The sequence below is a fragment of the Hymenobacter lapidiphilus genome (assembly GCF_003417065.2).
In the GTDB taxonomy this organism is placed as follows: Bacteria; Bacteroidota; Bacteroidia; order Cytophagales; family Hymenobacteraceae; genus Hymenobacter.
This window is the reverse complement of the sequence record NZ_QVLT01000025.1, coordinates 15,170-40,564: the sequence shown is the minus strand read 5'-3', so window position 1 is coordinate 40,564 and position 25,395 is coordinate 15,170. Positions and strand designations below refer to the sequence as shown.

General features: G+C 58.6%; 34 protein-coding genes. 11 read left to right on the top strand and 23 right to left on the bottom strand.

The window, feature by feature from the left end; genetic code table 11:
- Positions 1-71: 71 nt before the first annotated feature.
- Both D0N36_RS14070 and D0N36_RS14065 read left to right on the top strand, forming a co-directional pair.
- Positions 72-584 (top strand): hypothetical protein, encoded by a 513-nt coding sequence (locus tag D0N36_RS14070; protein ID WP_147320904.1) that lies wholly within the window; start codon positions 72-74, stop codon positions 582-584.
- Positions 585-701: 117 nt separating this feature from the next.
- Positions 702-1,079: a hypothetical protein gene (locus tag D0N36_RS14065; protein ID WP_147320903.1), complete on the top strand. Its 378-nt coding sequence runs from the start codon at positions 702-704 to the stop codon at positions 1,077-1,079.
- A gap of 237 nt (positions 1,080-1,316) precedes the next feature.
- On the opposite strand, the gene D0N36_RS14060 is transcribed toward D0N36_RS14065, so the two are convergent.
- Positions 1,317-1,613, bottom strand: coding sequence for a hypothetical protein (locus D0N36_RS14060; RefSeq protein WP_116942430.1), 297 nt, complete (start codon positions 1,611-1,613; stop codon positions 1,317-1,319).
- Positions 1,614-1,691: 78 nt separating this feature from the next.
- Positions 1,692-2,231: a hypothetical protein gene (locus tag D0N36_RS14055; RefSeq protein ID WP_116942429.1), complete on the bottom strand. Its 540-nt coding sequence runs from the start codon at positions 2,229-2,231 to the stop codon at positions 1,692-1,694.
- Positions 2,232-2,536: 305 nt separating this feature from the next.
- On the opposite strand from D0N36_RS14055, the gene D0N36_RS14050 reads away from it, so the two are divergent.
- Positions 2,537-3,598, top strand: coding sequence for an IS110 family RNA-guided transposase (locus tag D0N36_RS14050; protein ID WP_116942428.1), 1,062 nt, complete (start codon positions 2,537-2,539; stop codon positions 3,596-3,598).
- Between the two features lie 329 nt (positions 3,599-3,927).
- Here the strand turns inward: D0N36_RS14050 and D0N36_RS14045 are convergent, their stop codons facing one another.
- The gene (locus D0N36_RS14045; RefSeq protein ID WP_116942455.1) at positions 3,928-4,614 is read right to left on the bottom strand and encodes a response regulator transcription factor; all 687 of its coding nucleotides are present in this window, start codon (positions 4,612-4,614) and stop codon (positions 3,928-3,930) included.
- Positions 4,586-6,112 (bottom strand): sensor histidine kinase, encoded by a 1,527-nt coding sequence (locus tag D0N36_RS14040; protein WP_116942427.1) that lies wholly within the window; start codon positions 6,110-6,112, stop codon positions 4,586-4,588. The genes D0N36_RS14045 and D0N36_RS14040 overlap by 29 nt, the downstream gene beginning before the upstream one ends.
- Positions 6,113-6,241: 129 nt before the next feature.
- Between D0N36_RS14040 and D0N36_RS14035 the strand changes: the two genes are divergently transcribed.
- Positions 6,242-6,922 (top strand): hypothetical protein, encoded by a 681-nt coding sequence (locus tag D0N36_RS14035; RefSeq protein ID WP_116942426.1) that lies wholly within the window; start codon positions 6,242-6,244, stop codon positions 6,920-6,922.
- A 100-nt stretch (positions 6,923-7,022) separates the two neighbouring features.
- Here D0N36_RS14035 and D0N36_RS14030 read toward each other — a convergent pair whose 3' ends face one another.
- Positions 7,023-7,424, bottom strand: coding sequence for a hypothetical protein (locus D0N36_RS14030; RefSeq protein WP_116942425.1), 402 nt, complete (start codon positions 7,422-7,424; stop codon positions 7,023-7,025).
- Between the two features lie 572 nt (positions 7,425-7,996).
- On the opposite strand from D0N36_RS14030, the gene D0N36_RS14025 reads away from it, so the two are divergent.
- Complete coding sequence (locus D0N36_RS14025) at positions 7,997-8,341, top strand: hypothetical protein (RefSeq protein ID WP_116942423.1); 345 nt, start codon at positions 7,997-7,999, stop codon at positions 8,339-8,341.
- Between the two features lie 486 nt (positions 8,342-8,827).
- Here D0N36_RS14025 and D0N36_RS14020 read toward each other — a convergent pair whose 3' ends face one another.
- From D0N36_RS14020 to D0N36_RS14000, 5 genes are all read right to left on the bottom strand, one after another.
- The gene (locus tag D0N36_RS14020; RefSeq protein WP_116942422.1) at positions 8,828-9,256 is read right to left on the bottom strand and encodes a hypothetical protein; all 429 of its coding nucleotides are present in this window, start codon (positions 9,254-9,256) and stop codon (positions 8,828-8,830) included.
- 515 nt (positions 9,257-9,771) lie between these two features.
- Positions 9,772-10,323: a hypothetical protein gene (locus tag D0N36_RS14015; RefSeq protein ID WP_116942421.1), complete on the bottom strand. Its 552-nt coding sequence runs from the start codon at positions 10,321-10,323 to the stop codon at positions 9,772-9,774.
- A gap of 741 nt (positions 10,324-11,064) precedes the next feature.
- Positions 11,065-11,946: an IS3 family transposase gene (locus D0N36_RS14010; protein WP_116942419.1), complete on the bottom strand. Its 882-nt coding sequence runs from the start codon at positions 11,944-11,946 to the stop codon at positions 11,065-11,067.
- Positions 11,943-12,245 (bottom strand): transposase, encoded by a 303-nt coding sequence (locus D0N36_RS14005; protein ID WP_116942418.1) that lies wholly within the window; start codon positions 12,243-12,245, stop codon positions 11,943-11,945. The genes D0N36_RS14010 and D0N36_RS14005 overlap by 4 nt, the downstream gene beginning before the upstream one ends.
- A 142-nt stretch (positions 12,246-12,387) precedes the next feature.
- On the bottom strand, positions 12,388-12,933 hold the full coding sequence (locus tag D0N36_RS14000) for a hypothetical protein (RefSeq protein ID WP_116942417.1): 546 nt from the start codon (positions 12,931-12,933) through the stop codon (positions 12,388-12,390).
- A gap of 321 nt (positions 12,934-13,254) precedes the next feature.
- Between D0N36_RS14000 and D0N36_RS13995 the strand changes: the two genes are divergently transcribed.
- Positions 13,255-14,412, top strand: coding sequence for a DUF3616 domain-containing protein (locus tag D0N36_RS13995; protein ID WP_116942416.1), 1,158 nt, complete (start codon positions 13,255-13,257; stop codon positions 14,410-14,412).
- A 56-nt stretch (positions 14,413-14,468) separates the two neighbouring features.
- Here D0N36_RS13995 and D0N36_RS13990 read toward each other — a convergent pair whose 3' ends face one another.
- The 10 genes from D0N36_RS13990 to D0N36_RS19990 form a co-directional block, all read right to left on the bottom strand.
- Complete coding sequence (locus D0N36_RS13990; RefSeq protein ID WP_116942415.1) at positions 14,469-14,828, bottom strand: hypothetical protein; 360 nt, start codon at positions 14,826-14,828, stop codon at positions 14,469-14,471.
- 82 nt (positions 14,829-14,910) lie between these two features.
- Positions 14,911-15,375 carry a hypothetical protein gene (locus D0N36_RS13985; RefSeq protein ID WP_116942414.1) on the bottom strand — a complete coding sequence of 155 codons (465 nt, stop codon included), beginning with the start codon at positions 15,373-15,375 and terminating at the stop codon, positions 14,911-14,913.
- Positions 15,376-15,529: 154 nt separating this feature from the next.
- Positions 15,530-16,024: a hypothetical protein gene (locus tag D0N36_RS13980; protein ID WP_116942413.1), complete on the bottom strand. Its 495-nt coding sequence runs from the start codon at positions 16,022-16,024 to the stop codon at positions 15,530-15,532.
- A gap of 143 nt (positions 16,025-16,167) precedes the next feature.
- A complete protein-coding gene (locus D0N36_RS13975) occupies positions 16,168-16,398 on the bottom strand; it encodes a GDCCVxC domain-containing (seleno)protein (RefSeq protein WP_116942412.1) in 231 nt (76 codons plus the stop codon).
- 38 nt (positions 16,399-16,436) lie between these two features.
- Positions 16,437-17,060 carry a mercuric transport protein MerTP gene (gene merTP, locus D0N36_RS13970; protein WP_116942411.1) on the bottom strand — a complete coding sequence of 208 codons (624 nt, stop codon included), beginning with the start codon at positions 17,058-17,060 and terminating at the stop codon, positions 16,437-16,439.
- A complete protein-coding gene (locus D0N36_RS13965; protein ID WP_116942410.1) occupies positions 17,057-17,428 on the bottom strand; it encodes an ArsR/SmtB family transcription factor in 372 nt (123 codons plus the stop codon). Before D0N36_RS13965 ends, merTP begins: the two co-directional genes overlap by 4 nt.
- A 618-nt stretch (positions 17,429-18,046) precedes the next feature.
- The gene (locus D0N36_RS13960) at positions 18,047-18,718 is read right to left on the bottom strand and encodes a hypothetical protein (protein ID WP_147320901.1); all 672 of its coding nucleotides are present in this window, start codon (positions 18,716-18,718) and stop codon (positions 18,047-18,049) included.
- Positions 18,719-18,746: 28 nt separating this feature from the next.
- Positions 18,747-19,646, bottom strand: coding sequence for an IS3 family transposase (locus D0N36_RS13955; RefSeq protein WP_116942407.1), 900 nt, complete (start codon positions 19,644-19,646; stop codon positions 18,747-18,749).
- A gap of 27 nt (positions 19,647-19,673) precedes the next feature.
- Positions 19,674-19,970 carry a transposase gene (locus D0N36_RS13950; protein ID WP_116942406.1) on the bottom strand — a complete coding sequence of 99 codons (297 nt, stop codon included), beginning with the start codon at positions 19,968-19,970 and terminating at the stop codon, positions 19,674-19,676.
- A 35-nt stretch (positions 19,971-20,005) separates the two neighbouring features.
- Positions 20,006-20,131: a hypothetical protein gene (locus tag D0N36_RS19990; RefSeq protein ID WP_262895323.1), complete on the bottom strand. Its 126-nt coding sequence runs from the start codon at positions 20,129-20,131 to the stop codon at positions 20,006-20,008.
- 261 nt (positions 20,132-20,392) lie between these two features.
- Here D0N36_RS19990 and D0N36_RS13945 point away from each other — a divergent pair, with 261 nt between their 5' ends.
- Genes D0N36_RS13945 through D0N36_RS13930 form a run of 5 tightly spaced genes read left to right on the top strand, consistent with a single transcriptional unit; the run spans position 20,393 to position 23,281 of the window.
- The gene (locus D0N36_RS13945; RefSeq protein WP_147320900.1) at positions 20,393-21,154 is read left to right on the top strand and encodes a hypothetical protein; all 762 of its coding nucleotides are present in this window, start codon (positions 20,393-20,395) and stop codon (positions 21,152-21,154) included.
- A complete protein-coding gene (locus tag D0N36_RS13940) occupies positions 21,151-21,555 on the top strand; it encodes a DUF2846 domain-containing protein (protein ID WP_116942404.1) in 405 nt (134 codons plus the stop codon). The genes D0N36_RS13945 and D0N36_RS13940 overlap by 4 nt, the downstream gene beginning before the upstream one ends.
- A 10-nt stretch (positions 21,556-21,565) precedes the next feature.
- Complete coding sequence (locus D0N36_RS19710) at positions 21,566-21,898, top strand: hypothetical protein (RefSeq protein ID WP_242478924.1); 333 nt, start codon at positions 21,566-21,568, stop codon at positions 21,896-21,898.
- Positions 21,879-22,691: a sensor histidine kinase gene (locus tag D0N36_RS19705; protein WP_242478923.1), complete on the top strand. Its 813-nt coding sequence runs from the start codon at positions 21,879-21,881 to the stop codon at positions 22,689-22,691. The genes D0N36_RS19710 and D0N36_RS19705 overlap by 20 nt, the downstream gene beginning before the upstream one ends.
- Complete coding sequence (locus D0N36_RS13930; protein ID WP_116942403.1) at positions 22,589-23,281, top strand: LytR/AlgR family response regulator transcription factor; 693 nt, start codon at positions 22,589-22,591, stop codon at positions 23,279-23,281. The genes D0N36_RS19705 and D0N36_RS13930 overlap by 103 nt, the downstream gene beginning before the upstream one ends.
- 282 nt (positions 23,282-23,563) lie before the next feature.
- Here D0N36_RS13930 and D0N36_RS13925 read toward each other — a convergent pair whose 3' ends face one another.
- The 3 genes from D0N36_RS13925 to D0N36_RS13915 form a co-directional block, all read right to left on the bottom strand.
- A complete protein-coding gene (locus D0N36_RS13925; RefSeq protein ID WP_116942402.1) occupies positions 23,564-24,136 on the bottom strand; it encodes a recombinase family protein in 573 nt (190 codons plus the stop codon).
- Positions 24,137-24,361: 225 nt separating this feature from the next.
- Positions 24,362-24,754, bottom strand: coding sequence for a hypothetical protein (locus D0N36_RS13920; protein ID WP_116942401.1), 393 nt, complete (start codon positions 24,752-24,754; stop codon positions 24,362-24,364).
- Positions 24,755-24,842: 88 nt separating this feature from the next.
- Positions 24,843-25,361, bottom strand: coding sequence for a GreA/GreB family elongation factor (locus D0N36_RS13915; RefSeq protein WP_116942400.1), 519 nt, complete (start codon positions 25,359-25,361; stop codon positions 24,843-24,845).
- Positions 25,362-25,395: the final 34 nt, after the last annotated feature.

Below are 25,395 nucleotides of genomic sequence, written 5' to 3'. Positions count from 1 at the left end.
CGTTTCACTGAATCAGTGCAGGCGAAGCTTCGCCTTTTTATGCTTTTTCCAGCCGCTCACGGCCTTGTTTCATGTCTATTCCTTCTTTTCCTTCCTTGCGGTTGATTGAAACAGCAATTCGTAGTTACTGGGGGCTACTTGTTCTGCTTGCCGCCAACGGCATTCTCATAAAAATCAGTGTATTTTATAAGTTTCATCCGGGCCACATCGGGCCGTACAATATTCCTTTCCTCGACGCTGAACTTCTAGCCTTGGGGTATATGCTGCTACCTTTTGTAGGAACGGTGCTCGCGGCATTGGCGGCCTTTAGGCGCCGCCCGCTGGCCTACGCAGGCATCTTGTTTTTACACCTGCTTTTCTGGGTTGTTCCCGTTATCTCCTTGGTTATTCGTACGCACAGGCCGCGGGCTCTGGTGATCGAGAATTGGCTCAACATCGCGATGATGACAGCGGCTTTGTATTTGCTGACGACCCCAGCGGTGCGTACGTATTTTGCTTTGTCTAACGAGCGTAGCGTGAGGTTATACCAGTACACGGCCTTGACTGCGTTCGTGTACGCGGTCCTGGGGTTTATATTATTCTAAGCTTCACAGATAAGCTCGTTATTCTATTCGGACCGTTTATGTGAACTGTTGTAAGTTGCCCCTCCTCACTGTCAGCTGCCTTCGCGTACGATGATGACCAAATGCGCTTGTGTAGTGATGCTCGTTCTTCTTGGACACGCCTTCCCCTCTTTTGGGCAAGCGCCAAGCCCCCAAGAGACGGAAGTCGCACAGGCCTGGCACCGGCTGCTCAAGCAGCTGGAAACCGGCTCACTTGCTACGAGCAAGGGACTCATGACCGATACCGCCTTTGCCTCGCTGATGCAGGGAGTCAAGCCAACGGCGTACGCCGAAGCGCTACGCCGCTTCGCCGTGTTGTATCAACAGGAGCCGCTGAGAGTCCGGCTCCTGAGCCCGACCCAAGCAGCGCTGGAAGTGGGCCGACTAGACCTAGAGGCCGGGTACTACCCCTCAGGATTCCGCATCGAGTACCGAGCAGGCAAGTGGCAGCTAGTGGCCTACTACCCTAGCAAATGAGGAAATAACGCTCCTTCAACTGAATAGAGCGCGTTTACCTTCGGACCGTTTCAATGAACTTCGCGTAGGAATTGTCCATCAACTCTCGCTACTCACGAGCCGACACCAGTACTGCCGATTTATTGGCCGTGTTCTCTTGGCGTTCCACAGCTTCTTCGGAACGAAGCCGGACCACGTTCCGGTAGCGACCTGCTATGCTGTCGCGCCACGAGATAAACTGTTCATTGGGAGTGCTTTTTACGGCACTGGATGCGTGGAGCCGGTGGTTTGGAAATAGCCCAACACCCCGATGACACTGACGGATTTATCGGGATTGAATACCATGTATCCATCCAAGGACGAACCGTATTCGTGGTAGTCCACCGAGACGTCGGCCGTGGCGGACCTGGCGGAAGTGCCCCAGTAGAAGTAGCTGTGCCCCGGTTCGTCCACGCGGGTGATGCAAATGTCGCCGTAGCGATAAGAGGACTGGTGTCGACTTGAGCAGCCAAAAAGGGCCAAAAAGGCCAACAGGGGCAACTGGCTTAATTTCATTAAAGTAAAGAAACCCTTCTTTGAACGAACAGAGCGCGTTTACCTTCGGACCGTTTCGCTAAACGGCTGGTACTGGTCCTAAATAGCCTCTTGGCGAAAGCAAATGCCTTCCATGTGTAGGGTATCAGACCTAAAAGTGACCTCGTAGGCCGCATCATAGCGGCAGTCCAGCACGGCGGCATTCCAAGGGGCGCTTTTGTCCACGGCGTACAGCGCGGCCTGGGGCAACAGGGACGCGGGCAAGGTCAGCGTAGCGTCGAAGAAGCACATCCAGCCCCGTAACGGCAACAGCGTTCGCGTGTCAGGATTGACCGAGAACCGGACTCCCCGCCAAGGCAGGGCGGCTGATTCTTCGGCGGTAATGACTTCCGCCACCACCAGTTCCGTTGCGTCGGCCGACCGGAACAAGGCAAAATTGCCGGTCTCCGTGTTGAAAAAGTGGTGTTGCGTGTCGAACCGAAACAGCAGGTCTTGTCCTATTGCTTCGACCACCTCCCAATACCGAGTCTCGTCGTGTTCAGCACCCTGCCAAACCTGCGCGCTGGCCAGGGAGCAGACGCACAAAGGCGCACTTTCTGTTTCGCCGTAGGCGACAAACTCGCACACTTGGGTTGTCATGTCAGTTTCGATTTCGGCTAAGTCAAGCAGTTAAGCCCTAAGTATGTTACTACGCTCCTTGTATGATTGCATTGCCTTTCGGTCGAAAGGTAGCCAGAAAAGGAAACGGGGACACCCAACGCTCCGAACGGCGGCCCCTCGGGGCTGACCGTGTGTGAAAGAGTCGGTGCCCCGTTTTCCGTTTTTGCCTGAAGACTGCACAGTATGGAGGGAGCCCGGCCGGACCAGCGCATCCCGCATTTGTACAAGGATAGTTGCGGTAGAAACCTGACTGGCTGCGTTTTTCTCTCTTTATTTTCTTGTGTATGGCTCCTGCACGCACCGTCCCCGCTCCCCTCAAATACGTGGTGGGGATTGACATCGCCAAAGACACCTTTGTGGCCTGTTTCGGCCGCATCGACCTCCACCAGCACATGTCTTTTGGCAAAGAAATCACGTTTGCCAACACCCTGGCGGGCTTTGCCGCGCTGCTGGCCTGGGCCAGCAAGCAGCAGGGGGTTGACGCTCCCTGCTGGTTTGTGGTGGAGGCCACCGGGGTGTACTACGAAGAACTGGCCTACTTTTTAGCCGACCAAGCGCAAGCGCTAAGCGTCTTGCTGCCCAATAAGGTCAAGCACTTTGCCCAGAGCACGGAGCAGAAGAGTAAAACGGACCAACTCGATGCCCGCCTGCTGTGCCGCTTCGGCCTGGAACGTGCCTTGCCGGCCTGGCAGCCGCCCACGCCCGCCCTGCGCCAGCTGCGCGCCCTTTCCCGCGAACGGCAGAGCCTCACCCAGCAGGCCGCCCGGCTCAAAACCCAGCGCCACGCCTACGAGCACAGTTATCAGCCCGATGCGCGCACGCTGGACCGGCTCAACAACCGCCTGCACTTGCTGGAGCAGCAACTCCACGCGGTGGACCACGACCTGGCCGCGCTGCTGGCGACGGAACCGGAACTGGCCCGCAAGCTGGCCCACCTGACAAGTGTGCCGGGCATTGGCCTGACGACGGCCCTCGTCGTGGTGGCCGAAACCAACGGCTTCGTGCTGATGGAAAACGAGCGCCAACTCGCCTCCTACGCCGGGCTGGACGTGGTGCAGCGCCAAAGCGGCCTCTCGGCGGGGGCCACGCGCATCTCCCGCCGCGGCAACGTGCGCCTGCGCACTGCCCTCTACCTGCCTGCCGTCAGCAGCCTGCGCTATAACCCGCAGCAAATCGCCTTTTACGCCCGGCTGCGGGCCCGCCAGCCCAGCGGCAAGCCCGGCGTGATTGCCGTCATGCGCAAACTACTGCTGCTCTGCTACTCGCTGTGGAAAAACGACTGCGCCTACGACCCGCACTACCACCCGGCCCGGTGCCCGGAAAAAGAAGTAGCCCCGGCCAGTTAACCGGCCGAGGCTACGCAGGATGAACCCAAAGGCCCTCCTTAAGGAGGCCTAAATGTAAAAAACCTCGCCCAATCCCTTGCTTTTTATCACAGTATCTTTCAGTGAAAGGCCGCGTTCAAGGCACGACCTTTTCGATGAACTGTATGGTGTTGTTCGCCAAAAATGCTCAGGTGCGTCGAAGTGGTGCTTACCTTGAGCACGGTTTACTACTGTTTCTAGCCGAATCAGCGTCCTTTTCTAGCTGTTTTAATTCGACCGCCCCGTACTTGGTTGCTTTTCATCTTAAAGCCTCCATCTTGGGCCGCTCCGGCATCAGACTAAATCAAGGGCTAATCCGACGCAGGAGCGGCAACCAGCCGATAGCCGACCCCTCGCACGTTAAGAATAGTAAGCCGCGGGTCGTGACGTAGGTATTTGCGCAAGCGGGAGATAAACACGTCCATCGAGCGGGCGTGAAAAAAGGAATCATCGCCCCAGAGCTGCAGTAACGCTGTTTTGCGGTCTAGCAACGGGTGCTGCACCAGCAAGCGCAGTAGTTCACTCTCCCGATGCGAGAGCTGCGCGTGGCACTGCTGGTCCAGCCACAACTGCTGGGTGTGGGGCACAAAGACGTAGCAGCCCAGTGGCACGGACGCCCCCAACTCCGGAACGGCCGCTACCCGGCGCAGCAGCTCGCGCAGCCGCACCAGCAGTTCTTCCAGGCTAAAGGGCTTTTTTAGGTAGTCGTTGCCGCCTACCCCAAAGCCGCGCACCACGTCCGCCGGCTGCACTTTGGCGGTAAGAAACAGCACTGGCACCAGTGGGTGGGAACGCCGAAGTTCGGCCACGAACGAGAGGCCGTCGAGTTGGGGCAGCATGATGTCGACCACGCACACATCAAACGGCTCGCGGCGAAAGGCCGCGAGGCCCAGCACTCCATTGGGGGCGTGGTGCACCCGGAAGCCCTCGCGCTCGAGGCTCTCGCGCACGACGCGGGCCAGGGGCAGTTCATCTTCTAGGAGCAGCAACCGGGGCATGGGTGGCATGGGCGGCAAGGGGTAAGGTGAGCACGAAGGTGGTGCGGGTGCCGCGGCATTCTAGCGTCAGCCTTCCGCCGTGGCGGGCGGCCATCTGCCGGGCGTAGTGCAGCCCCAGCCCGTAGCCGGGCACGTCATGGCGGTTGCCCGTGGGCACGCGGAAAAACTTCTCGAACACCCGCGGTTGGTGGTGCGTCGGGATGGGCGCGCCGTGCGAGGTGAGACGGACCACGGCCGCGCCGTCGCTTACGTTGCACCCCAACACTATCTCGCTGGCAGGGTCGGCGTACTTATAGGCGTTGTCCAGCAGCGTGGCCAGGACATTGGCCAAGTGCAGCGGGTCGCCGGCAACGAACACGGGGCGGGGAGTGGGGGGCAGATGCAGATTAAGATGCTGCCTTCGTTCCGCCAGCTGCGGCAGCGCCTGCTGCGCCGCCTGCGCCACTAAGGCAGCCAAATCCAGCAGCTGCGGGTCCAGCGCCGGGCGGGCAGATTCCAGCACGGCACTTTCCAGCACTTTGTCCAGCAACCGGCCCAGCCGGCTTGCCTGGGCCCGGATGATAGCCAGGTACTCGGCCGTATCGACGGGGTTCAGCGCATAGGCGTTCAGCGCCTCAGCCGTAACGGCAATAGTGGCGACCGGCGTCTTCAGCTCATGGGTCATGTTGTTGACGAAGTCGTTCTTCAACTCCGCCAACTGCTCCTGACTGCGCAAGGCCCGCACCGCGTAGGCAAAGCAGCCTACTACGATGCCCACCAGGCCCAGTGAGCTCAGCAACACCCACTTCATCTGGTCCAGGTACACCAGGTCCGGGTCGGGCAAGCCGGCCCGCACCACCACGCCCGCTTTGTTGACCGCACTCACGTTGACCGCCCGGGTGACAAGGCCTGTCGCCGCGGGCGATGCCAACGGCGAACCGGCAAAATCCAGCCGGAAGGGCGTATCGATGCCCCTCCGGTGCAGTGCCTGGGCGTAGAGGCGCCGCAACCGCATTGAATCCACCCGGTCGGCTTGGTAGGCGGCGTGGAGGCGGTCGCCCAAGCTTCGGGTATAGTAGTACACCAGTCCCTGGCGTACGTCGCTGGCCACGAGGCCCGCAGTAAAACGGCGCAGAAAAAACGCCCGCGCGGCCGGGTCCAGCCGCCGGACCGGGCCCGGAAAATCCGCGAAACCGATGTCGTATGGGGCCCGGCGTTCCCCAGGCCAGGGGTGCTTGTCAGCAATCACAAAAACGGGCGACCCGTCCAGGGGCAGGGCTCTCAGCTGCAGGCGAATGGAGTTAGTGTCGGCCAGCCACTCCCGATAACGGTGCAGCAGAGCGTGTTGGCGCAAGCGGATTTCCTGCCCCGCCGCGTCCGTCAACGCCTCCTGCACCTCGCGGCGGAAGGCACGGGTGGTATTGCGATAGGCTTGCCCGTTCCAGTAAGCCTGCAAACCAACCAGAACCCCCGTGCAGGCGGCCATCAGCACCACTAACAGGCCTATACGTCGCTTCATAGGCCCCGAAAGTAACGGGTTTGCTCGCAGCACGGCCTGGGTTTAACACTCTTTAACACTGCTTAACGCGCGTTAACCTATCCCGCGTGGCGCCGCGGCGTGCTTTGCATCACACTTTTTATCACCCCCATGAAAACTATTCTCCTGGCTTGCTGCGCCGTGCTGGCTACCCCACCTGTTTATGTTTATGCCCAATCCGCCGACGCACGTCCGGACAGCGTCCGCGTGGCCCTCCGCCAGGGCGCGGATGACGCGGAGTTAAACCAACTCCTGTCCCATGTACTCGGGGTGGAGCGGTTGCGCGTGGAAGTAACCGAGGCCCGCCTGGCCGGCAAGCATTTGCTCTTAACCTACCAGGAGTATCGCCAGGGGGTGGCAAGCCCGGAGAAGGAAGTAGTAGCCGCGGAGAGCCGCTTGTCCCGCTTCGACTCCCGGGGGCATTTTGGACTGGAGGTGTATGCCCGGCAAGCCACGGATTCACGCCTGGATAACGTGTTCGTATTTGCCGCAGGCCGTAACACGAAGTCGTTCCAAGCGATGGGCACAAAAGGAAGTCTCTACAGTATGCGGGCGGATATCTGGCCTTACCAACTCCGCAAGTCCCCCGCAGCTGACTCCGGCCAACGGCCCACACTGGAGCACCATTTTCCAGTGGGCAAAAAAGTGCCCTTTCTGGTCTACACCCTGCCTTACGAAGCCGACGGCTACCTTCAGTATTGCAGCTTGGCCCAAAGCAAGGTCGCCCCCGCCGAGTGGTACACTAAGTTCAAGGTCGAGCATTTTGTCGTCTATTACTTGCTTATCCATTAATAGTAACAAATGGATTTAGCTGGTACGTGGAACCAGCTGTATGAGCCCGACGCACCAAGCTATAGATTTCACCGTTTCGCTGAACTCCTGCCTAGTTGCTTTAGCTAGCAGACCAATCGGCCAGTAAAAACGACTTTACGGCTCCTATGCGGATGTATTCGTCCCCATATAACCGAAATAGAATGTGTGCTTCGGGCACTTCGAGCTGTCCCATGAGCCAGTCCAAATCCGGATCTTCAGGCTCTTTGAAGCCAATTTCTTCGATGCCTGTGGGAAGCAGTGTTCCTTGGCTTCGTTCAAAGTAGTCTATCTGCTCAAACACCAAGGCGAGATGGTCAGGGTCGGTTGCTTTTACCCAATCTGCCGTTCGTTTGACAAAGTGGAGGTATGCCCGGCTGCCCTCGCACAGCGCACTGACCAAGTCATAGTCGTTATGCAAATCAACCCATCGCCCATCAGTGTGTAACTCAATAGACTGTTCAATTGTGTAGGCCAGTTCCATGGCAGTAAATCTATAGTGCTACGCTTACTTTTGGGACCCTTTGCGTGAACCCAAATTATCTTCCGACTACTTAAATGGTATTTGTATGGGAGCCAAACACGCTTGTTTTACGTGCTGCCACGCGTTTAACGCCCCATATGGCTCAATAGGTCCGGCTAAGTGCCCGACCTGCGGTGCCGCCGTCGTGATTATGACACAGCGCTTCCGACCGCCTAAAAAGCGCGAAACAGCAAAGTGGGCAGTGGCTCAGTTCCTGGCAGACCACGGATTCTACTACCAGCCCGTTTACGAGCACCCGTGGGGAGGCCAGTTTATGAAGTACCCCACCACGATGCCAGAAGCAAAGGAGTTTGTCAAAACCTATCAGGCACAAGCTGCTAAAAGGGGGGTGTTTACAAACGTCCCGGTGGCAACACTACACAAGTAGGCGCTTTCCACTGACGGCGCGCGTTCACTGACCTACCGTTTTCCTGAACAGCTATTTCTAACATGAACGCCCACAGTGATTACTGTGGACTGGATGTACCCTCGCTTGGCACTTCGAATCTGAGCAGTAGTCCTACCTTCAGCAAATGAGCGAAGCTGGCGCAAACACGGTTGCCGAGTGGTTGAAGTCCTTGCCCCAAGAAGTGGCCTTAGCGGACGTGTCGGAGGTGGATACCTTGGACGAGCGTATCGCCGCCGCGGGCGTGCTTCATGCCAACACCATTGGCGTGGCAGAAGGCTGTATACAGTTTTGTCCCGATAATGAACCGCCGTTATTGGATGAACAGCTCATGTGGCTGTGGACCTTCCAACCGCAGTTGGGCATCCACATTCTTGCTTTCCCCATCTCTGAAGATTGTAAATTTCTGTTGAATGCTTTCCTCAAAAACGAAATGCATTCGTTTTGGGACTATTGGACTCAGCCTGGGTGATTTCACTTTTGCTACTAGGGAAGTCAATAATCCCTCGTTTACCTTGCCACCGTTTCAATGAACGCAAGCACTTCACCTTATTCTGGGTGCGAGCGCCCCATACTTCTCCACAAACTCCTTCGCCTCTCTTAAATTTTCTGGGTACTGCACATAGTTTCCAAACTTGGTGGTGGCCCATTCCGGAAAATGACCCGGGGCGAGGTGTTCGTAACAATAGCCGTGCTCTACCAAGTAACGAGCGGTTGCCCATTTGTCCTCTTCGCGTTTTTTAGGAGGACGAAAGCGGTGGGGCAACGCCACTAATTCAGCCCCACAGTCCGTGCATCGTACTGGACCAGTGGCGCCATAAGGCGCATTAACTGCTTTGCGGCAATCGAAGCATACGTGTTTAGCGCCCATACACGAAAGTAATCCTCCTTCAACTGAATTGCCGCGTTTACCTTCGGACCCTTTTCGTGAACCCACTTTTTAGGCATGTTCCCTCAATTAACCGCGCGGCATATCGGTTATTCGTTGAATCACCCACCATGCCACTGGCATGACGGTCAAAAGGAAGTACAGCCAGAAAACATAGAAGTCTCGGTGCCGGATGTACTCGCCCTGATGCGAAAGGCGGACAAAATAATCGTGGTGCTTATTGCGGTGGTACACCAGCCCGTAGTTGAGAACCGCCAACCCCAGCAGCAGTGGGATTACCAATATGGCGTGTTCAAATGTGCCGGTTAAGACCCTGCCTCCCAAAACCAGTTCACGGAAGGACACGCCGGAAATACCGGTTATAACCAACAGGATTTCGAGAATATTGAAAAAGAAGAGTAGCACCGTCACCAGACACGCCTGAAAAACTGGGTCTGGTGCCGATTTCGCGTAAAATGTGTGAACGTAGCTATTAATGAGCAGCAGCAGTCGAAACAAATGAGGGAAGGCAGGGGCCGTACGGAGTAAAAGTCTAGATGAGTTCGTAAACTAACGCTCCTTTCCCTGAACTCATCGCAGCTGCCCACACTTGGTGCTGGTGGCCCATTGCTGAGCCGGTCGAGTTTAAGAAACTCGTCTGCGAATCAAAGTTTACGAAACGCACCAAGGAGATGAGTTTCGTAAACTCAAACCCAGGTGCTTTCCTGGGCCTGGGCGAACAGGATTTTGGGAGCCGCATGACCGCAAAGGCTGGGGAAGGCTTAAAGTAATTTTATCCCCCCGCTGCTATAAGAAGGCCTAGATGAATTGGTCCAGCAGGCCCGTTTAAGCTCGCGAGCATCGCGTATTTAGAAGGCTTTCAGAAAACGAAAATACAGTACGCCAAAGCGCGGTAACGCCTCTCGTAGCCGGGATTTACGTGCTGTAAACGACCGTTTACAACACGTAAAAGGGCTTGCGCCTTATCTAAACCACCCTTTGGCTAAATAGAAGCAATGTTCGCACGGGCGTTCTTATCCTTCGACATTGTGCTCGAACTGGTAGAAGGTGCGCGTCGTCAAATCGTAAAAAATGGACCAATAGGCAGACCCACCATCATGGGTAATCATCGGTGTCCGTAGCCAGCGCGGTACGTAGCCCGCCGGTTCATCGAGGCGCTCGACAAAAAAATTAATGAAAAAGCACCGGTGGCCCTGCGGGGAATAAAACCCGAAATACTGTCGTTGGTAGTCGGGTAGGTGCTGTTTAATAAGGGCGGCGTACCCAGCATAGTACCCCGTTTCTGGGCGTTCGTTCACCCGTTCCAAGGAGAGCCCTTGCAAGGCTTTCTCAACGGCTCGTACTTGGCCGCGGGAGGGAGTGAATCGCTTGGTCGGTAAGGGAGCTGTTGGGTTCCAGGGTGGAAGGGCGGCCTTGGCCGGAAACAGGGCACAATCCGCTCCGGGCAGTGGGAAGTGCACCGCTATCGTGTCCACTACCGGCCTTCGCTGCTGGGCCGCAACGGGCGCTTCTACCTGCCCGAAGGAAAGGAGTAAAACGAAGAAAAGCCAGTGAGTTCTGCGCATAGAGTTGGTGAAAGCGGGAAGGTACTGCGCAGCCTGTGCGATAGTTTAAACAAAGGCTCCTTTCCGTGAACGGCAGAAATCAGCCCGGCACCTGGTGGCCAGCTGGCCCCAATCGGGCAGGGCGAGTTTAAGAAACTCGTCTACGATTCAAAGTTTACGAAATGCTCCGAAGGGATGAGTTTCGTAAACGCCCAAACCGGAGCCTGGTCCCCCGGCAAAGTACCACGCCGGCAGCAGCCCACACAAGGAGGCTAAAATCACCACTTTTCCGAGGTAGGGGGGGGTATATAACTCGCATTATGTTAATGACCTATTCCTATACCATAAGGTCTTACAGGCAATCCCAAGTATTTACATTTCGTTTACTTTCTCTAGCTTCCAGCCTCTTAATAACTGGCTATTTACAAGGCTGTATTATGGCTCTTTCCAGCAAAGTATGGGTAGGTCTAGGTTCTTCGCTCATTGGAGTAGTGCTCGGCATGACTCTTAGTAAGGCGATGACTAAAGTGCAGACCTCCAGTGAACGGAACGGAAGCCATCTGGTCGAGTATGAGGACGCTTTTGTCAACGCAATAGTGTTTCGCAGGGAATTGCGACAGGTAGCAAACGTAGATTCACTCTTTGCACAGGACCCGTACTTCAACCGGTACATCCGTATTATACACCATGATTCGGTGAGTATGGAAGCCTTGTCTGTTCCTCGCGCTGGTGAACGCGGAAACTACTATTGAGGTGGTCTAGCTAAGCCGGACACAATTGGGACGTTGTTTGAAGCTGGGTTTCGAAGTGATTGGGCGATTGATAGCCGAGAGCAGAATGCCGGCGTTCGGCGTTGTAATAGGCAATGTGATGGCTGATTTCGAGCTTGGCTTCGGCCAGGCCGGGGAAGGAGCCGCCGTCAAGTAGCTCGGCTTTGAAGCGGCTCCAAAACGATTCGGCGTGGGCGTTGTCGTAGCAGTTGCCGCGCCGGCTCATGCTCTGCTGGGCGCCGTGTTTAGCGACCAAGTCTTTGAATCGGGTGGCCGTGTACTGGCTGCCCTGGTCGGAATGAATAATGAGCCCCGCCGGGGGGCGACGCACGGCCAAGGCCCGGCGCAGGGCCTCGCTGACCAGGTCTTCGGGCATGGATTCGCGCACGTCCCAGCCGACGACCTTGCGCGAACAGCGGTCCAGCCACACGGCCAGGTAGAGCCAGCCGCCGCCTTGGCGGGGCAAATACGTGATGTCGCCCACCCAGACCCGGTTGGGGGCCGTGGGGGCTGGCTGGCCCAGCAAGCGGTTGGGGGCGGCGCGCACGGCTGGGTCCGAGTCGGTAGTGCGGGGGACAAACGAGCGGGGCTGTTGGGCGCGCAGGCCATGCTCGCGGAGCACGCGGCGGATGCGCCAGCGGCCCGCCGCATGGCCCTGGGCCTGCACTTCCGCGCGCAGCCGGCGGGTGCCATAACGCTGACTGTGGTCTGCAAACGCCTCGCGCACGGCCACTTGCCAGGCCGGTTCGACCGCCGGCACCTGCTGGCAGCGCTGCCAGCCGTAGTAGGCGGCCGGGGCCACGCGCAGCACGTGGCAGAGCTGGCGCACGGGTACCTGAGCGGCCCGCTGGGCGATGTAACGGTACGTGCTCACGGGGTCGGCTGGCCAAAGATGACCAAGGCTTTTTTTAAAATATCGAGCTCCTGCGCGAGCCGTTTATTGGCTGCACGCAGGGCGCGCACTTCCGGGTCGCGGGCCACTTCCACACTACCCACTTCGGCCACGAGTTGGGCCTGCTGCCAGCGGTAGAGCAGCTTGGGGCTGATGCCTAGCTGCCGGGCCGCGGCCTGGGTGCTACGGCTCTCCGAGGCCAGGCGCAGGGCCTCGGCCTTGAACGCCTCGTCGTATTTACGTCGTTTGTCGGGCGACGTCCCGCTGGTTTTGGTTGCCATAACAGAAGAAATATACGTCCTTCTTCTGTCCGCCTTGCCTAGACCACCTCAAAACGCAGCGTTTGCTGAAAGGAGCCAATTAGCGAACCCCAATTGGGCACTACGCTACTTGCTGCCCATCATCCGGTGCGGCTCTTACTGCTTAGCGCAGAAAAATTGTCCCGGGGGGGTATTTGCTGGTATCTGGTTTCGGCGGCAACACCAACCAGATATCCACCCGCGTGTGCGGGGCGTCTGTGGTCGGGCGCACGAGGTGAATTTGGCCAATGGCGGCGGGCGCAATCCGCAAGGTGGCTACAGCCGGTGGGTCGAGCGGGTGTCCGTTGAGCGCAAAGACGGCGGGGCCCCGCAGACCGAGTTGTCGACCCAGCTGGGGGAAGGACCGGCTGGCTACGCGCTTCGGAGAAGTGATGTCGATAACGCCCGCGGCGCTAATACTGCGCAGGTGAGGCGGTATGTTGTGGGCATCAAGGGTGTCTGCCCGTTTGTACACCCATACTTTCTGGATGTCAGTGCCGGCATAATCCGCAATGATGCCGTTGATAATGACCGTGGAATTGAGCACGAATACCGGGTCGCCGATGGGGCCTTGCGGCCGGCTATAGGTCGTGGTTTCCTGCGCGTGGCTGACGCGGGTGACGAGGCATAAACCCAGGAGGAAGAGGAAGCGAAGGCTGGAACGAGTCATGGTAAATACCGAAACAAGGTTGTGCCGCTCTGGAGGGTGCGGGGCCGGCCAACTGCCCCTCAGCAGAACGTGATACCTAGATGGCAGATGCTCCAGCCGTCGTTATTGCACAGCGCCATGCAGCAAACAGCAAGAAAGGAGGACTACCACACAGTGTTCAAGAAAACGGTCCAAACGACAAAAGGCGCCTTAGATTGTGTAATAGCAAATGCAGCGAGGTCTCCATAGGGCCTTAGCTGCCGCTCGCCAACCCCCTCGCGCCATTCTCCGTTTGCCCAGGGCCCGCCCGTTGTTCTGACTTTCCTCGCTGCTCCCTACCCCATGCGCCGCCAGCCTTTCACCCTGCATTTCACCCCCGCGCTCAGTTTCAACGCCGCGAAGAAACACGTGCGCGATGGCCTCTCCTCCGTGCTGCTCACCGACGACAACCTGTGGGTGAGCTGCGACGAACGCACCAGCCTGGAGCGGTTGCGGCGCACGGGCCCGCACACGTTCGGCGAGCATTGCTCTTACCAACTGGCCGATTTGCTGGACTTGCCCAGCGGCGAAGACGCCGAAATTGATATCGAAGGCATGGCCACCGACGGCCATTACCTCTGGCTGGTCGGCTCGCACAGCCTCAACCGGAAAAAACCCGAAAAAGAAGGGGCCGACACCGCCGAGCAGCTTGCGCGCCTGGCCAAGGTGAAAGCAGCGCCCAACCGCAACCTGCTGGCCCGCATCCCGCTGCTGCGCAACCCCGCCACCGGCAATTTTGAGCTGCACAAAAAAGCCCCGCACCCCACCGACCCCACCCAGACGCTACACGCCGCCCAGCTGCGCGGCACCGATGAAAGCAACGAACTGCTCGACGCCCTGGCCCACGACCCACACCTGAAGCTGTTTCTATCCATCCCCGGCAAAGACAACGGGTTCGACATTGAAGGCCTGTCGGTATCGTCGGGCAGCCACGTGTTTGTGGGCTTGCGCGGGCCCGTGCTCCGCGGTTGGGCCGTGGTGCTGGAGCTGCGCGTGGAAGAAGACAAGCCCGGTCGCCTGCGCCTGCACGCCGTGCCCGGCGCGGCCGAAAAGCACTACCGCAAGCACTTTTTGGACTTGGGCGGCATGGGCGTGCGCGAACTGCGCCTGTGCGGGGCCGACCTGTTGGTGCTGGCCGGCCCCACCATGGACCTCGACGGCACCATTGCCGTGTACCGCTGGCCCAACGCCACGCGGCAAGCGGCCGACAGCCTGAGTGACGCCAAACGAGTGCGCCGCCTTTTCGACGTGCCCCACGGCCATGGCCCCACCGCCGGCCAGGACAAGGCCGAAGGCATGGCCTTGCTCGACGACCAGCACCTGCTCGTGGTCTTCGACAGCCCTGCCGATGCGCGCAAGCCCGCCCCCCATCAAGTGCTTATCGACCGCTACCCACTGGCCGAAGCGCCCGCCGCCGCTGAAAAGGACCGGCCCGTGAAAAGCCCACCGAGGAGCAAGTAAATAGATGGTCCGAGGGTAAACGCACGTTGTTCAAACAAACGAGCCTTAATTTACCGTTAGTCGCCGTGGGAGATGCCTATGACCGTGCTGTCAGGGCCCACGGCCAAGTAGATGGCGTCCGAGGCGAAAGGCGGCGGCGTGTAGACGTAAATGGTGCGTCCGTCGCCGGGGTTCGACGAGGACGTGGTCCGTTCGGCCGGCCCCATGATGGCCCGGGCCTGACTCGAGCGCATGCCGGGCCGCACTCGGTGCGCATTGCGCTCGTTGCGTCCGCCCGAAATCGCCTCCGGACTCCACCACGCGATGTACCCGTACGCCAGAAGCACGAGGACCAAAAACCCGAGCAGTACGCTTGCAACGGGGCGCAAAACAGTAAAGAAAGAGGTTATGTACCCTTGTGCGGCGTGGCGCTTCATTGATGTCGAAGTATCAAGGTGTAGACTACTGTTCACGAAAACGGTCCGAAGCTAAACGCGCTCTGTTTGGTGAAAGGAGGGATTAATACGCTCCGTAATCGTTGTTGAGGCAGCGAAGGGATTTGACCGGCACCTCCACCAAGTGGCCCTGTGCGCTGACTCCCCAGGCGCGCAGCGGATAGGGCAGGTAACGTTTCTCAGCGGCAGGCACCCGTTTGTACAGCACGAAGTACTGGCGGGGCTTGCCTGTGGCCGCCGAGCAGTACGTGATGTCTACTTGACGCCGGGGCGCGGCCACGCGCAGGTGCACCGTGTCCGCGATTTCAAACCGAGCCCGGGCCGTGCGGGGGGAAAGGCGCCGTTCAAACGCCAAGACGAGTTGGCCGTTTTGGCACGCGGCCTGGGTCTTGGCGTAGCATGAGAGCCCGTTGCCGCTTTCCAGCATGAGGGCCCCGCGGCAGGTAAAATACCCTGGCAGCACGATGCGGGGCGAGCGGGGCGTACCGGATGTAAGGAAAAAGAGCGGCAGCAGCAACCAAGAGCGCATGGGCAGGGGAAAAGTAAACGCCGACCGACAACCGGCTCCGGCAGGGACGCGCAAGGTAGGGGGCTCCTTGCCCAATCGGATGAAGCGTCAAATGCAGCAGCAGCGTGTTCACGAAAACGGTCGGATTTGCCAAAACGAAGATTCAACCTACGACTTAGTGGCTTCTCCCTGCGCCCTGGACTATGTCCTCGTAATGAATGCTTCTGCCATTCACGCGTATAAAGACCTGGGCGTCATGAATGGCCTCCTCCGTCATCACCACTTGTTTACCGAGTGTTAGGGAAACCGCAACCAGGTACTGCATAAGCCTTTCGTGGTCTGCCAAGCATTGTATTTCGCTCGGGCAAATATCGTTCTCCAGTTCGAAATCTCCGAAAAAATAACACTGCACATGAATATGGGCCAGGAAGATCGTTGCGGACGTGGACGTACGCTCTTCATCATCCCACCAACGGGCGATAAAGCTCGCGTCAATTGCGCAAGCGGGCGCCTGATCGTTGTACTCTTCCACCGTCCACTGCACCGGGTAGTCCCGGTTAACCAAGGCAATCCACGCGGCCCAGTCGGCCCGGCTTGCATCGCGGACATAGATGTCGCGCAATCCCCCGTCGCGGCGATATACGGTTTGTTTTAGTTGCTCCCATTCCATCTTACTAACGCCTTGGAGAGATATGCGGTGCAACGAATCTTACATTCAATGGAGGAAAATACACGTTACTCTTAATTATAATTTGACGTTCACCTAAACGGTCCGAAGCTAAACGCGCTCTGTTTGAAGAAAGGAGGGAATAATTAGCAGCAACCGCAAGCACCTTTGCCCTGCTCTTGGATGGGCGGGCACGGCACGGAGCCGTACGAGCAGTACACGCAGCAATCGCCGGCCAGGGGCTTGAGAAGGGTGTGGCAGCGGGTGCATTCGTAGAACCACTGGCAGGCGTCGGTGGGCATCTGCTCAGCCTGCGCGTGCTGGCAGACGGGGCAAGTGAGCACGGAGGTCAGGGTAACGGGTTGGGTCGGGGTCATGGGGCGGCGGTCATGGGGCGGCGGTCAGCGGGCGGCGGTTAGCGGGTGGGATTCTGGACATGGTAGCCGGTGCTGTTGATGGCGCTTTCGACCTGTGCCGCCTGCGCGTGGGCGGCATCGAAGCGCACCTGGGCGGTGGCCTGGTCGTAGGAAACGGCCACGGTTTGCACGCCGGGCACTTGCTGCACGGCGCTTTCGACGTGGCGGGCGCAGGCCTCGCAGGTCATGCCGCTGATGCGGTAGGTTTTGGTCTGCCACACGGGGGCAGGGTTGTTGACGGCAACGGCTGGGGCGCTGGGCTTGGCCGTGGGATGGAGCGCCGCCCCGTAATAAGGGAAAGCCAGCAGCAGGGCGGCCAGCCCCGTGACGGCGCCGAGAAAAGCAGTGGTCTGCATCAAGGGCTTTTTCTCGGGCACGGCGCAGCAGTCGGCGGCTGCGGCAGCGGGACGCAGCTGCCGATACCAGGCGAAGCCGAGCACAGCTACCGTGAGGGCCACGAAGTAAAGGCGGTACGGTTCAAGCCAGGCGAATGAACTGGCCGCGCCGCCAAGCCCGCCGACCACGGCCAGCAGCGGCGTGATGCAGCAGAGCGAAGCGGCCAGCGCCGCCAGCAGGCCGGCGCCGAACAAGGACTTGGAGGGCTGGGTGGGGGCGCTGGTCATGGAGTCGGTTCGGGTTGGGTCGTGGTAAGGCGGGCGAGCAGGGGCTCCAGCACCGGCAGGTGCTCGGCATTAAGGGTGTAGAACACGGTTTGGCCCACTTTGCGGGCCGCGACTACGCCGCCATCTTTCAGCTTGCGTAGGTGTTGCGACACGGCGGAGACGGTCATCTGCAGCACGTCGGCTAGGTCGCACACGCACAGCTGCTCGTCGGCGAGCAGAAAGAGCATTTGCAGGCGTACTTCGTTGCCAGCCAGGGCCAGTACACTGGCCAGCGAGCTAAGGGCGGGGGCCACCTGGGTCAGGCGCTGCCGGCACTGCTGAATGTGGTCGGTGTCGGCAAAAACCCGAATGCAGGGGGGGGGATTCACTAGGAGGCGAAACGTGCGTCGTTGTATTTAAGCGAATGCTAAAGTACACAAAAACGGTGGCAAGGTAAACGCGTGCCGTTTGCTGAAAGGAGGGTTCGTTTAAGAAGTGCCACAAGCCATGCACCATAGATTTGCCCTTATGAACCGGTCCGGCAAGAACACAAAAAAAGCCCCAACCGTGAAGGGTCGGGGCTGAAACAGGGGAACATAAAGAGTGACCACTTACGGTAATCTTTACGCTTATTATACCACTCCTAAGTACTTAATCATGTCTGAATATCCACTCTTTGCACTTGCCTCGTCAGGGTAAGTAAATGTTGTTGCCACTGAGCATGTATATGCGATGACAACGACATGATCGTAACGATCAGGCGTCTGTTGGTTTACTTCTCGTTTGATGCTCACCACATTGTCAAGATTAATGATGTGTTGGTTTTGGGGATTTTGAGGGTCTTTGATGGAAATAAAAGCCATTGGGTAAAAGGGGTTATGTGGAGTGAGCCAACAAGTTACAGCTTACCAAAATACATCGATTTCCGCTATTAAGTATATGGGGACTTTCCTTCACAGGCACTCTATATGTCGTTCAAAGAAACGGTCCGAATAGCGAAACGAGAATTATAGTTCAGGTAGAATAAGGCTTGGACTGGTTGGATAGACCCCGTTTTCTAGGAAGTAGCAGTAACGCCGTAGGTCCATCTCGGCTTCCCCATTGAGGTAGTCAATGTACAGCTGCGCTTGTCCGTCATTCATCTTTACAAGCTCCTCATTGGCCAAGCTGCTTAACAGGTGCTCTCTGTTGCGCCACCACGTTCTGCATTCCTGAACCGTCCAGTGGTCATTTCCATTGGAAGAAAAACTGTCAAATACTTCTACAGCTGCCGCATTCACCACACAGAGGAATTCATAATAGGTGGTCGGTTGCTTGAAAACATACTCACAGCAATGCTCATCATTCATCACGTTGCTGGGAGCCTGGCAAACACCTGTGCCGCAGGTATCGGACTCTCCCGAATAGAATGGCCCGGGGAAGTTGAACGAATGCTTTTCTGGCCAGTGGTCGTTGTCTAAAAAGGCCAGGTATTCTCCTGATGGGTCCCAGAAGAACAGCACCTCTTTTCTCAAAAAATGGTCAAATTCTGGTCGATAAAGGAAGTCAGCAAAGTCTCCATAATGCGCCAAGAACTTCTTGCTATCAAGTTCTGCTTTTACAAAATCTTCGGCTAAACGTGCTGCAAAGGGAGCCATATAGGCCTCTAGATCAAATGAGGGGTCGCTGAAATCTGTCATGATAGGAGGTATTACTGAGGTGGTCCGATTACGCTGGACAGTTTAGGGCATTAAGTTGAAGGAGCTGTTGATGAGTGTGATACGGCGTCTGGTAGTCGATGCTGGAGTGCAGCCGCTCGTGATTATAGTAGTCAAAATACTCGGCGACGCTGCGTTGCGCGTCAGCCAAATCCGCAAAAACGGGCCGCTCGCGGACTTCGAGGACCTCTGTTTTGAGGCGTGACCACAGACTTTCGGCCTGTGCATTATCGTAGCAGTCGCGGCGGCGGCTCTGCGAGCGCAGGGCGTGGTGGTCGTGGAGCAATTGCCGATAGGCGTTGCCACAGTATTGCCCGCCGCGGTCGGAGTGCACGAGCAGGCCCGGGGTGGGCGGTTGGGACCATAAGGCGCGCTGTAAAGCACTGGTCACCAGTTCCTCGGGCATGGCAGCCCCGGCCTGCCAGCCAACTACTTGCTTGCTGGCCATGTCCTGAAAAGCGCACAGGTAGGCCCAGTCGCCGTTAGCCAGGGGCAGATACGTGATGTCGCTGACCCAAACCCGGTTGGCCTGAGCGGGCTTGGGCTGGTCCAGCAGCCGGTTCGGGGCGCAGCGCAGCCCGTGCGTGGAGTCGGTGGTGCGCGGGGTAAATGCTTTCGGCTGGAGTGCGTGCAGGCCCCGGCGGCGCATAGCCGCCCGCAGGCGCTGACGACCCACCCAGTGGCCCTTTTTGCGCAGCGCGACTTGGAGGCGGCGCGTACCATAGCAGCGCTTGTGCACCCCAAAGACCTTGACCAACGCCGTTTCCCAGGCCGGCTCCGGCTGAGTTACGGCCTGTTGCTGACCCCGTTGCCACGCATAGTAGCCGCTGGCGGGCACCTGCACCAACTGGCAGAGCAGCCGCACGGGATAGTGGCCGCGTTGCGCTTCGATGAAACGGTAGCGGCTCATTGGTCCGGTGTCTGCGAGAGCCTGCGCTTAAAGCAGGCAACTGGCGATGGCTTTTTTTAAAATTTCTAACTCCTGCGCCTGCCGCCGATTGGCGGCCCGCAACTGGCGCAATTCGGCGGCGGTGGCCGGGTCGAGTTCCGCTCCACGGGCAGCAGCCACCGGGGTAAGGGCTTCCTTTTGCCACTTGTAGATGCGTTTAGGGTCGATGTTCAGGGCGCGTGCCGCGGCCTGGGTCGAGCGGCTTTCATCAGCCAGGCGCAGGGCTTCGGCCCGGAAGGCGGCGTCGTAGTGCCGGCGTTTAGTAGGTTTGGGGCTGTCTTTCATGACATTCGAAAGATAAGACCCTATTCTGTCCACATTTACCCTACCACCTCAAAATACCAGCCCTGCGTGTCGCCATCCCAGAGCGCTTCTAGTACGGTAGGTTTGCCGCTCACCTGCTGCAGGGCATAGTCTAGGGAGTCAAACGAGGTAATATCGGGCATGGAGGGAACAGGCGCAGTACGCGTACAGAAAGAAAAAGAATAGGAAGGCGTATGTCGGTCTCAGATGTGTTCAGCCAAACGGTGGTTTCTAAAGGCTGTGGTAAGGACGCACTGTATCGTGCAACGCGCATAGTGCATAACTGACGACACAAAATAGAAGCATTTGCCCACAAAGTTGGGGGTGTTGGCCACGCGGCGTTGCGGGGGCGGCTAGGCGGGGGTTGTTTTGGAGCATCAATCACTGCTTAGCCCCCTTCGTGTATGCCACGCATCTTACTTGTATTGCTCCTGCTGCTGAGCCGGGCGGCCGTAAGCCAAACGGCGGTAGACTCGACCCAGGTGGCTGCTGCCCCGGCCGCCATCATCCTACCCAAAAGTGATTACAGATTTAGCGTTATAGTCGAAGGGGGGTACATGATGGCCCTGACCAACATGGCCAATATGAACTCGTTTTTTCGCCAGTACGCGATCAAGCGGGAAGCTACGGGCGACCCGTTCGTACACTACCACGGGGGGGGGCGCTATAAGCGGTTCAAATTCCTGGGACAATTCGGATACGGCGTCAATGCTTACGGTCCGAATGAGCGCGATGCCCTCGTAGTGCGGCGCACCTACGCCAACAATTCGGGCGCCATGCTGGGGTACGATGTGCTCAACGACCGGAATATGCGCTTGTATCTCAACTTCGGCGCGGGTAATCTCAGCTACGACTACGCCGTTATCAACCGCTTCAATCAAACCGTGGCTTATACGGGCAGCTTGGCGCGTTACAGCCATAATGGTGACATTTCGTCTTTGAAGCTGGACAACCCGTACTGGGACCTTAACGTGGAGCTTTCGCAGCGGGAGAAGCGCCGCGCAAACGTTGGTAGCGTCCTTCGCCTGGGCTACCGGCGGGGGTGGCAGCCGAGCAAGTGGAAGTCGGGGCCGTTTGTAGTAGATGGGTTTCCCGCCGACCGGATCAGTCAGCTCTACCTGCAGGTCGGCTTCTATGTGTCGAGTAACTTCCGCCCTGGCAAATGAGGACGTCCGTACTCCTGGCGACGTGGCTGCTGCTGAGTGGCTGGGTCGAGGCGCCCCCCGCGCCGCAGAGCACCCCGGCGCGGCTAGTAATTTACCGGCAGCGCGAGTTCTACGGTACTTCCTACGCCATCAAAATCAACGACAAACAATGGGGTAGCTTGCCCACCAATCGGTACCTGCAGCTGGAGGTGGCACCGGGGCGGGTAAAGATTGAGTCGGTGAGCTATCCATCCGACAACCAAATCACGCGGCTGGAGGTCCAAGCTGGCCGCACATACTATATTAAAGCCGTGGAAGAAGTGGATTTTCTAACTCGTACGCTGCTGATGGCGCCCGTGAGCGAGGAGCAGGGGCAGCGCGAAACCCAGCGTCTCAAGCTAACCGTGCCCCGCGCCAAGTAACTGCCCGCTTATGCCTCGTCTCCGGCCGGCTCCGGCCCTACTTTTTGCCCTGGTCCTCACCGGCCTGCTCGCCTACTGGGGCCGGCTGCTATACGTGGCCATGTGGCAAAACGAGGCCGATGCGCCCGCCGTGGGGGGACTGGCGCGCTACCTGCTCGGCATCGCGCTGCTGCTGGCCGCTTTGGGGGCCGTGGCCCACCTTAACTACCGGCTGGCGTTCCAGCGCTGGCTGCTGGGCCCCGGCCGAGCCGGCTGGTTGTACGGTAACTGGCTGTGCGCCCTGGGCTGGGGGCTGTTCGAACTGCTGCAGATCCGCACGGCACGTGCCCGAATTCATCGATGAGAACCTGCTGCTGACGGCGGTGCTGCTGGCTTTCATCGGGGCTTATGGGTACGTAGCCGACTCGTTTCGGGCCCGTCGGGCGCAGGGCCACCTACTCCGGCAGAAAGTAGAGGCCGAGCTGACGGCGCTCAAGGCCCGCGTAAACCCGCATTTTCTGTTCAACGCCCTCAACACCATCTACAACGAGGCCCAGCGCGCCGACAACGAAACGGTGGCCGACCTAATTCAGCAGCTGGCGGGCATCATGCGCTTCACCCTGCAGGAGTCGACCCAGCCACTGACTTCTGTCGAGCACGAGTTTTCGTTTCTGGAAAAGTACCTGGCCCTACAGCGCGCCCGCCTTCCCCAGCGCGAAGGCCTGCAGGTGGCCACTCAGCTGGAATGGGACGGCCAGCGCGCCGACATTGCCCCGCTGCTGCTGATTCCGTTCATCGAAAACGCCTACCAGTACGGCATTAGCTTTGTGCAGCCCGCCTTCATCGAGTTGGAGGTAGTGGTGGAAAACCGGCGCCTGCGGATGCGGGTAGCCAACAGCATTGCCCCGGCAGCAGCCGACCGGCCTGGTCCGGGGACCGGTATTGCCACGCCCGGCAGCGGCTGGCCCTCATGTATGCCGGGCGGCACGAGCTGCACATTCAGCAAACCGCCGATTCGTTCATCGTCCTTCTCACCCTCGACCTATAGGTGCTCATGTTACACGCCATCGCCCTCGATGATGAGCCTGCCGCGCTGGAGGTATTGCAGCGCTACGCGGCCAAGGTGCCGTTTATGCAGCTCACCCATACCTTTCTGAGCACCAGTGAGGCCCTGGCCTGCCTGCACACCCAACGCGTCGATTTGCTGTTTCTCGACATCGAGATGCCCGATGTGCGCGGGGTGGATTTTGCCCGGCTGATTGCGCCCCTGCAAAAGCCTATCGTGTTTACGACGGCCTATGCCGAGCATGCGGTGGAGGGGTTTTCGCTGCAAGCGCTCGACTACTTGCTCAAGCCCATCGAGTTTGGCCGGTTTCTGCAGGCCTGCAACCGGGCCTACGCCCACGTAATGCCCGCGCCGGAGGGCCCACCCAGCATTTTCGTGAAGGATGGCTACGACTGGATTCGCGTCAACGTGGAGCAGGTGCTCTACATTCAGTCGGATACCAATTTGCTATTCATTCAGGAGCAGGATCGACAGGTGAGCACTCGCATGACGATCACCGACATGCTGGCCACCCTGCCGGCCCAGGAGTTCATCCGGGTGCATAAGTCGTATATAGTGGCCTTGAAGGCTATTCGCAAAATTGAGCGCCATCAGGTAACCGTCGGAACAGTCCCTATTCCGCTGGCCGAGAGCTACCGGGAGGCGCTGCAAAACCGCTTGTTAAAGAAACCCGTCCGCTAAAAGCAGCATCCCCTCCTGGGGTTGGGGAACCAGCATCGGCTACTGCCGGTCAGATAGTCAATGGGGCGCACCTAAGCAGGTAAAATGGCTGCGCGTAGCATCGCTTCGCCAGCGTATATAAATTTTGGGGCACGGTAATCGGCACGTGCTAACCAGACAGGTACCCGAAAAGAGAGGCTAATTGGCAGATGTGAACCAGCGTGTGAAAACTGAGCTAGTATGGTAATGGGGGAGCCTAAAGCTTTAGCGAGTACGCAATAGGGTAAGCGGAATTACATCTCCTCACCCTATGTCCAGATTGCCCAGTGCCAATTGGCGGCGATAACGCTTGACACTAGACTCGCTTACGCCCGTGGCGGCTACCGTCTGGTGCACCGACATGCCGGCGGCCAGACACGCCTGCACCTTACCCAACTTGCCAGCATCCACGCCCGGGCGACGGCCCAAGTGCTTGCCCTGTGCTTTGGCCAGGGCAATGCCTGCGGCAGACCGCTCCCGAATACTCTCGCGGTCGTACTCGGCCAGCGCAGCGAAGATGCCCAGCACGAGCCGGCCAGCGGGCGTGGCCGTGTCGATACCCAGGTCCAGAGCCACGAAGCGCACCTGGCGCGCGTGCAGCTCGGCCACCAGCTGCATGATGTGGGTACTGTTGCGGCCCAGCCGGTTCAGGCGGGCCACGGTCACCGTATCGCCAGCCCGCAAGGTGGCCAGTAGCTCAGTGAGTACGGGCCGCTGGGTAATGGCGCCGCTGATCTTTTCCTGAAACACGCGGTCAACGCTGGCGGCGCTTAATAGGTCAAGCTGGGTATCGAGATGCTGGTCTTTGGCCGAGACGCGGGCGTAGCCGAAGTTCATGGAAAATAGGTCAAAAAGGTGGGGCCACGAAGATACATGGCTGGCCCCACTTTCTGGCCCCTCATTTCCGGGAATAGCTGCTATTGATTGGTGGGGGCCAGTATGGTGTACCTTGTTGAACAATAACGAGGTAACGCTAGCGGGCGGTGGCACGCCCGCCGAGTGACTGCCCCTTTAACCTCTGTGCAAAACTTTTAACCAAGGCCGTTTTTGTGGCAGTTTGCCTCAGCGGCCGATGGGGCCCGTGCCGACAGCCGCCTGCAGCTGCGCCGTGAGCTGGCTTAAGCTGGCTACGGCCGCGGGCGTGGGCGGCCGGCCATCGTACTTGATGGCATGGCGGCTGCTGACCACCTGCTGGACCAGGGCGGGCGGGGCCAGCTGCCCACAAACCCGGCTTAACACCTGGTGGGGCTGGTGGTTGCTGAGCACGTAGCCACGGGCCAGCAGCCACAGGCTCACGTAGCGAAACAATACATCGTAGTCCTGCAGAAACGTGCGGCGGGGGTTGGCCAGCAGCCGCAGTAGACTCTGCTGCTCTTGGCGGCGGTAGTGCTCATCGGCCAAAGGGCGCAGGTGGCCAGAGTGGCAGAGTGAGGCCAGGAGTAGTTCGTGGTTCATAGAAAGGACTAGAAGCAGAAGTGGAGTGGTAGGCGGAGCTAACCTACTCGGGCCGGAGGAGGAGCGGCTGGCCCGGGCAGCGGAAGCATCAGCGCAGAACTGGGGAGGCGCGCACCGTATCCCAGTCGGGGTAGAGTTGCAGAATGCGCAGGCGGGTCTGGCCGGCCGGAATTTGCACTTCCACTTCCGAGCCCGGCAGCAGCTCGTAGAGGGCGGCCCCGATGGGGGAGGTGTAGCTGATGAGTTGGCGAGCCAGGTCTGATTCGCCGTGCCCGCCAATCTCGTAGGTTACTTCCCGGGCGCTACGGTCACGGGTGGCCTGCATGGAAAAGCGCACGATTGAGTTAATCTGCACCTGTTCCGTATTGCGGTCGGGCCTCAGCCACAGCACGCCCTGGGCCAGTTGCTGCTCTAGGTTCTTGAGTTCGGTGATGGCACGCTCCTCAAGCTGGATAAGCTGGTTGTAGCCGGGATTGTCGTGCCAGCCGTCGCCGCTGGCGGTGTAGGCAATGCTTTTCTCGGCCTGGATGGTCCGAATTTTCCGGTTCTGCGCGCTGATGCGGGTTTCGAGGAGTTGGCGGCCGGCTTCGGTGATGTAGTGCTTCATTACTAAGGGGTTTGTTTTTACAAGGGGAGTAAAA

Coding starts and splice junctions, on each gene's coding strand:
- merTP (WP_116942411.1), bottom strand. CDS start 17,060: ATGACCAGCGCCCCCACCCAGCCCTCCAAGTCCTTGTTCGGCGCCGGC.
- D0N36_RS13915 (WP_116942400.1), bottom strand. CDS start 25,361: ATGAAGCACTACATCACCGAAGCCGGCCGCCAACTCCTCGAAACCCGC.
- D0N36_RS13960 (WP_147320901.1), bottom strand. CDS start 18,718: ATGACAGATTTCAGCGACCCCTCATTTGATCTAGAGGCCTATATGGCT.
- D0N36_RS14005 (WP_116942418.1), bottom strand. CDS start 12,245: ATGGCAACCAAAACCAGCGGGACGTCGCCCGACAAACGACGTAAATAC.
- D0N36_RS13975 (WP_116942412.1), bottom strand. CDS start 16,398: ATGACCCCGACCCAACCCGTTACCCTGACCTCCGTGCTCACTTGCCCC.
- D0N36_RS14070 (WP_147320904.1), top strand. CDS start 72: ATGTCTATTCCTTCTTTTCCTTCCTTGCGGTTGATTGAAACAGCAATT.
- D0N36_RS13995 (WP_116942416.1), top strand. CDS start 13,255: ATGCGCCGCCAGCCTTTCACCCTGCATTTCACCCCCGCGCTCAGTTTC.
- D0N36_RS19710 (WP_242478924.1), top strand. CDS start 21,566: ATGCCTCGTCTCCGGCCGGCTCCGGCCCTACTTTTTGCCCTGGTCCTC.
- D0N36_RS14025 (WP_116942423.1), top strand. CDS start 7,997: ATGAGCGAAGCTGGCGCAAACACGGTTGCCGAGTGGTTGAAGTCCTTG.
- D0N36_RS19990 (WP_262895323.1), bottom strand. CDS start 20,131: ATGCCCGATATTACCTCGTTTGACTCCCTAGACTATGCCCTGCAGCAG.
- D0N36_RS14015 (WP_116942421.1), bottom strand. CDS start 10,323: ATGCGCAGAACTCACTGGCTTTTCTTCGTTTTACTCCTTTCCTTCGGG.
- D0N36_RS14035 (WP_116942426.1), top strand. CDS start 6,242: ATGAAAACTATTCTCCTGGCTTGCTGCGCCGTGCTGGCTACCCCACCT.
- D0N36_RS13925 (WP_116942402.1), bottom strand. CDS start 24,136: ATGAACTTCGGCTACGCCCGCGTCTCGGCCAAAGACCAGCATCTCGAT.
- D0N36_RS13930 (WP_116942403.1), top strand. CDS start 22,589: ATGTTACACGCCATCGCCCTCGATGATGAGCCTGCCGCGCTGGAGGTA.
- D0N36_RS14000 (WP_116942417.1), bottom strand. CDS start 12,933: ATGACTCGTTCCAGCCTTCGCTTCCTCTTCCTCCTGGGTTTATGCCTC.
- D0N36_RS13920 (WP_116942401.1), bottom strand. CDS start 24,754: ATGAACCACGAACTACTCCTGGCCTCACTCTGCCACTCTGGCCACCTG.
- D0N36_RS14065 (WP_147320903.1), top strand. CDS start 702: ATGCTCGTTCTTCTTGGACACGCCTTCCCCTCTTTTGGGCAAGCGCCA.
- D0N36_RS13940 (WP_116942404.1), top strand. CDS start 21,151: ATGAGGACGTCCGTACTCCTGGCGACGTGGCTGCTGCTGAGTGGCTGG.
- D0N36_RS14030 (WP_116942425.1), bottom strand. CDS start 7,424: ATGGAACTGGCCTACACAATTGAACAGTCTATTGAGTTACACACTGAT.
- D0N36_RS13985 (WP_116942414.1), bottom strand. CDS start 15,375: ATGCGCTCTTGGTTGCTGCTGCCGCTCTTTTTCCTTACATCCGGTACG.
- D0N36_RS13980 (WP_116942413.1), bottom strand. CDS start 16,024: ATGGAATGGGAGCAACTAAAACAAACCGTATATCGCCGCGACGGGGGA.
- D0N36_RS13955 (WP_116942407.1), bottom strand. CDS start 19,646: ATGAGCCGCTACCGTTTCATCGAAGCGCAACGCGGCCACTATCCCGTG.
- D0N36_RS14050 (WP_116942428.1), top strand. CDS start 2,537: ATGGCTCCTGCACGCACCGTCCCCGCTCCCCTCAAATACGTGGTGGGG.
- D0N36_RS14060 (WP_116942430.1), bottom strand. CDS start 1,613: ATGAAATTAAGCCAGTTGCCCCTGTTGGCCTTTTTGGCCCTTTTTGGC.
- D0N36_RS14040 (WP_116942427.1), bottom strand. CDS start 6,112: ATGAAGCGACGTATAGGCCTGTTAGTGGTGCTGATGGCCGCCTGCACG.
- D0N36_RS13950 (WP_116942406.1), bottom strand. CDS start 19,970: ATGAAAGACAGCCCCAAACCTACTAAACGCCGGCACTACGACGCCGCC.
- D0N36_RS14055 (WP_116942429.1), bottom strand. CDS start 2,231: ATGACAACCCAAGTGTGCGAGTTTGTCGCCTACGGCGAAACAGAAAGT.
- D0N36_RS14045 (WP_116942455.1), bottom strand. CDS start 4,614: ATGCCCCGGTTGCTGCTCCTAGAAGATGAACTGCCCCTGGCCCGCGTC.
- D0N36_RS13990 (WP_116942415.1), bottom strand. CDS start 14,828: ATGAAGCGCCACGCCGCACAAGGGTACATAACCTCTTTCTTTACTGTT.
- D0N36_RS13945 (WP_147320900.1), top strand. CDS start 20,393: ATGCCACGCATCTTACTTGTATTGCTCCTGCTGCTGAGCCGGGCGGCC.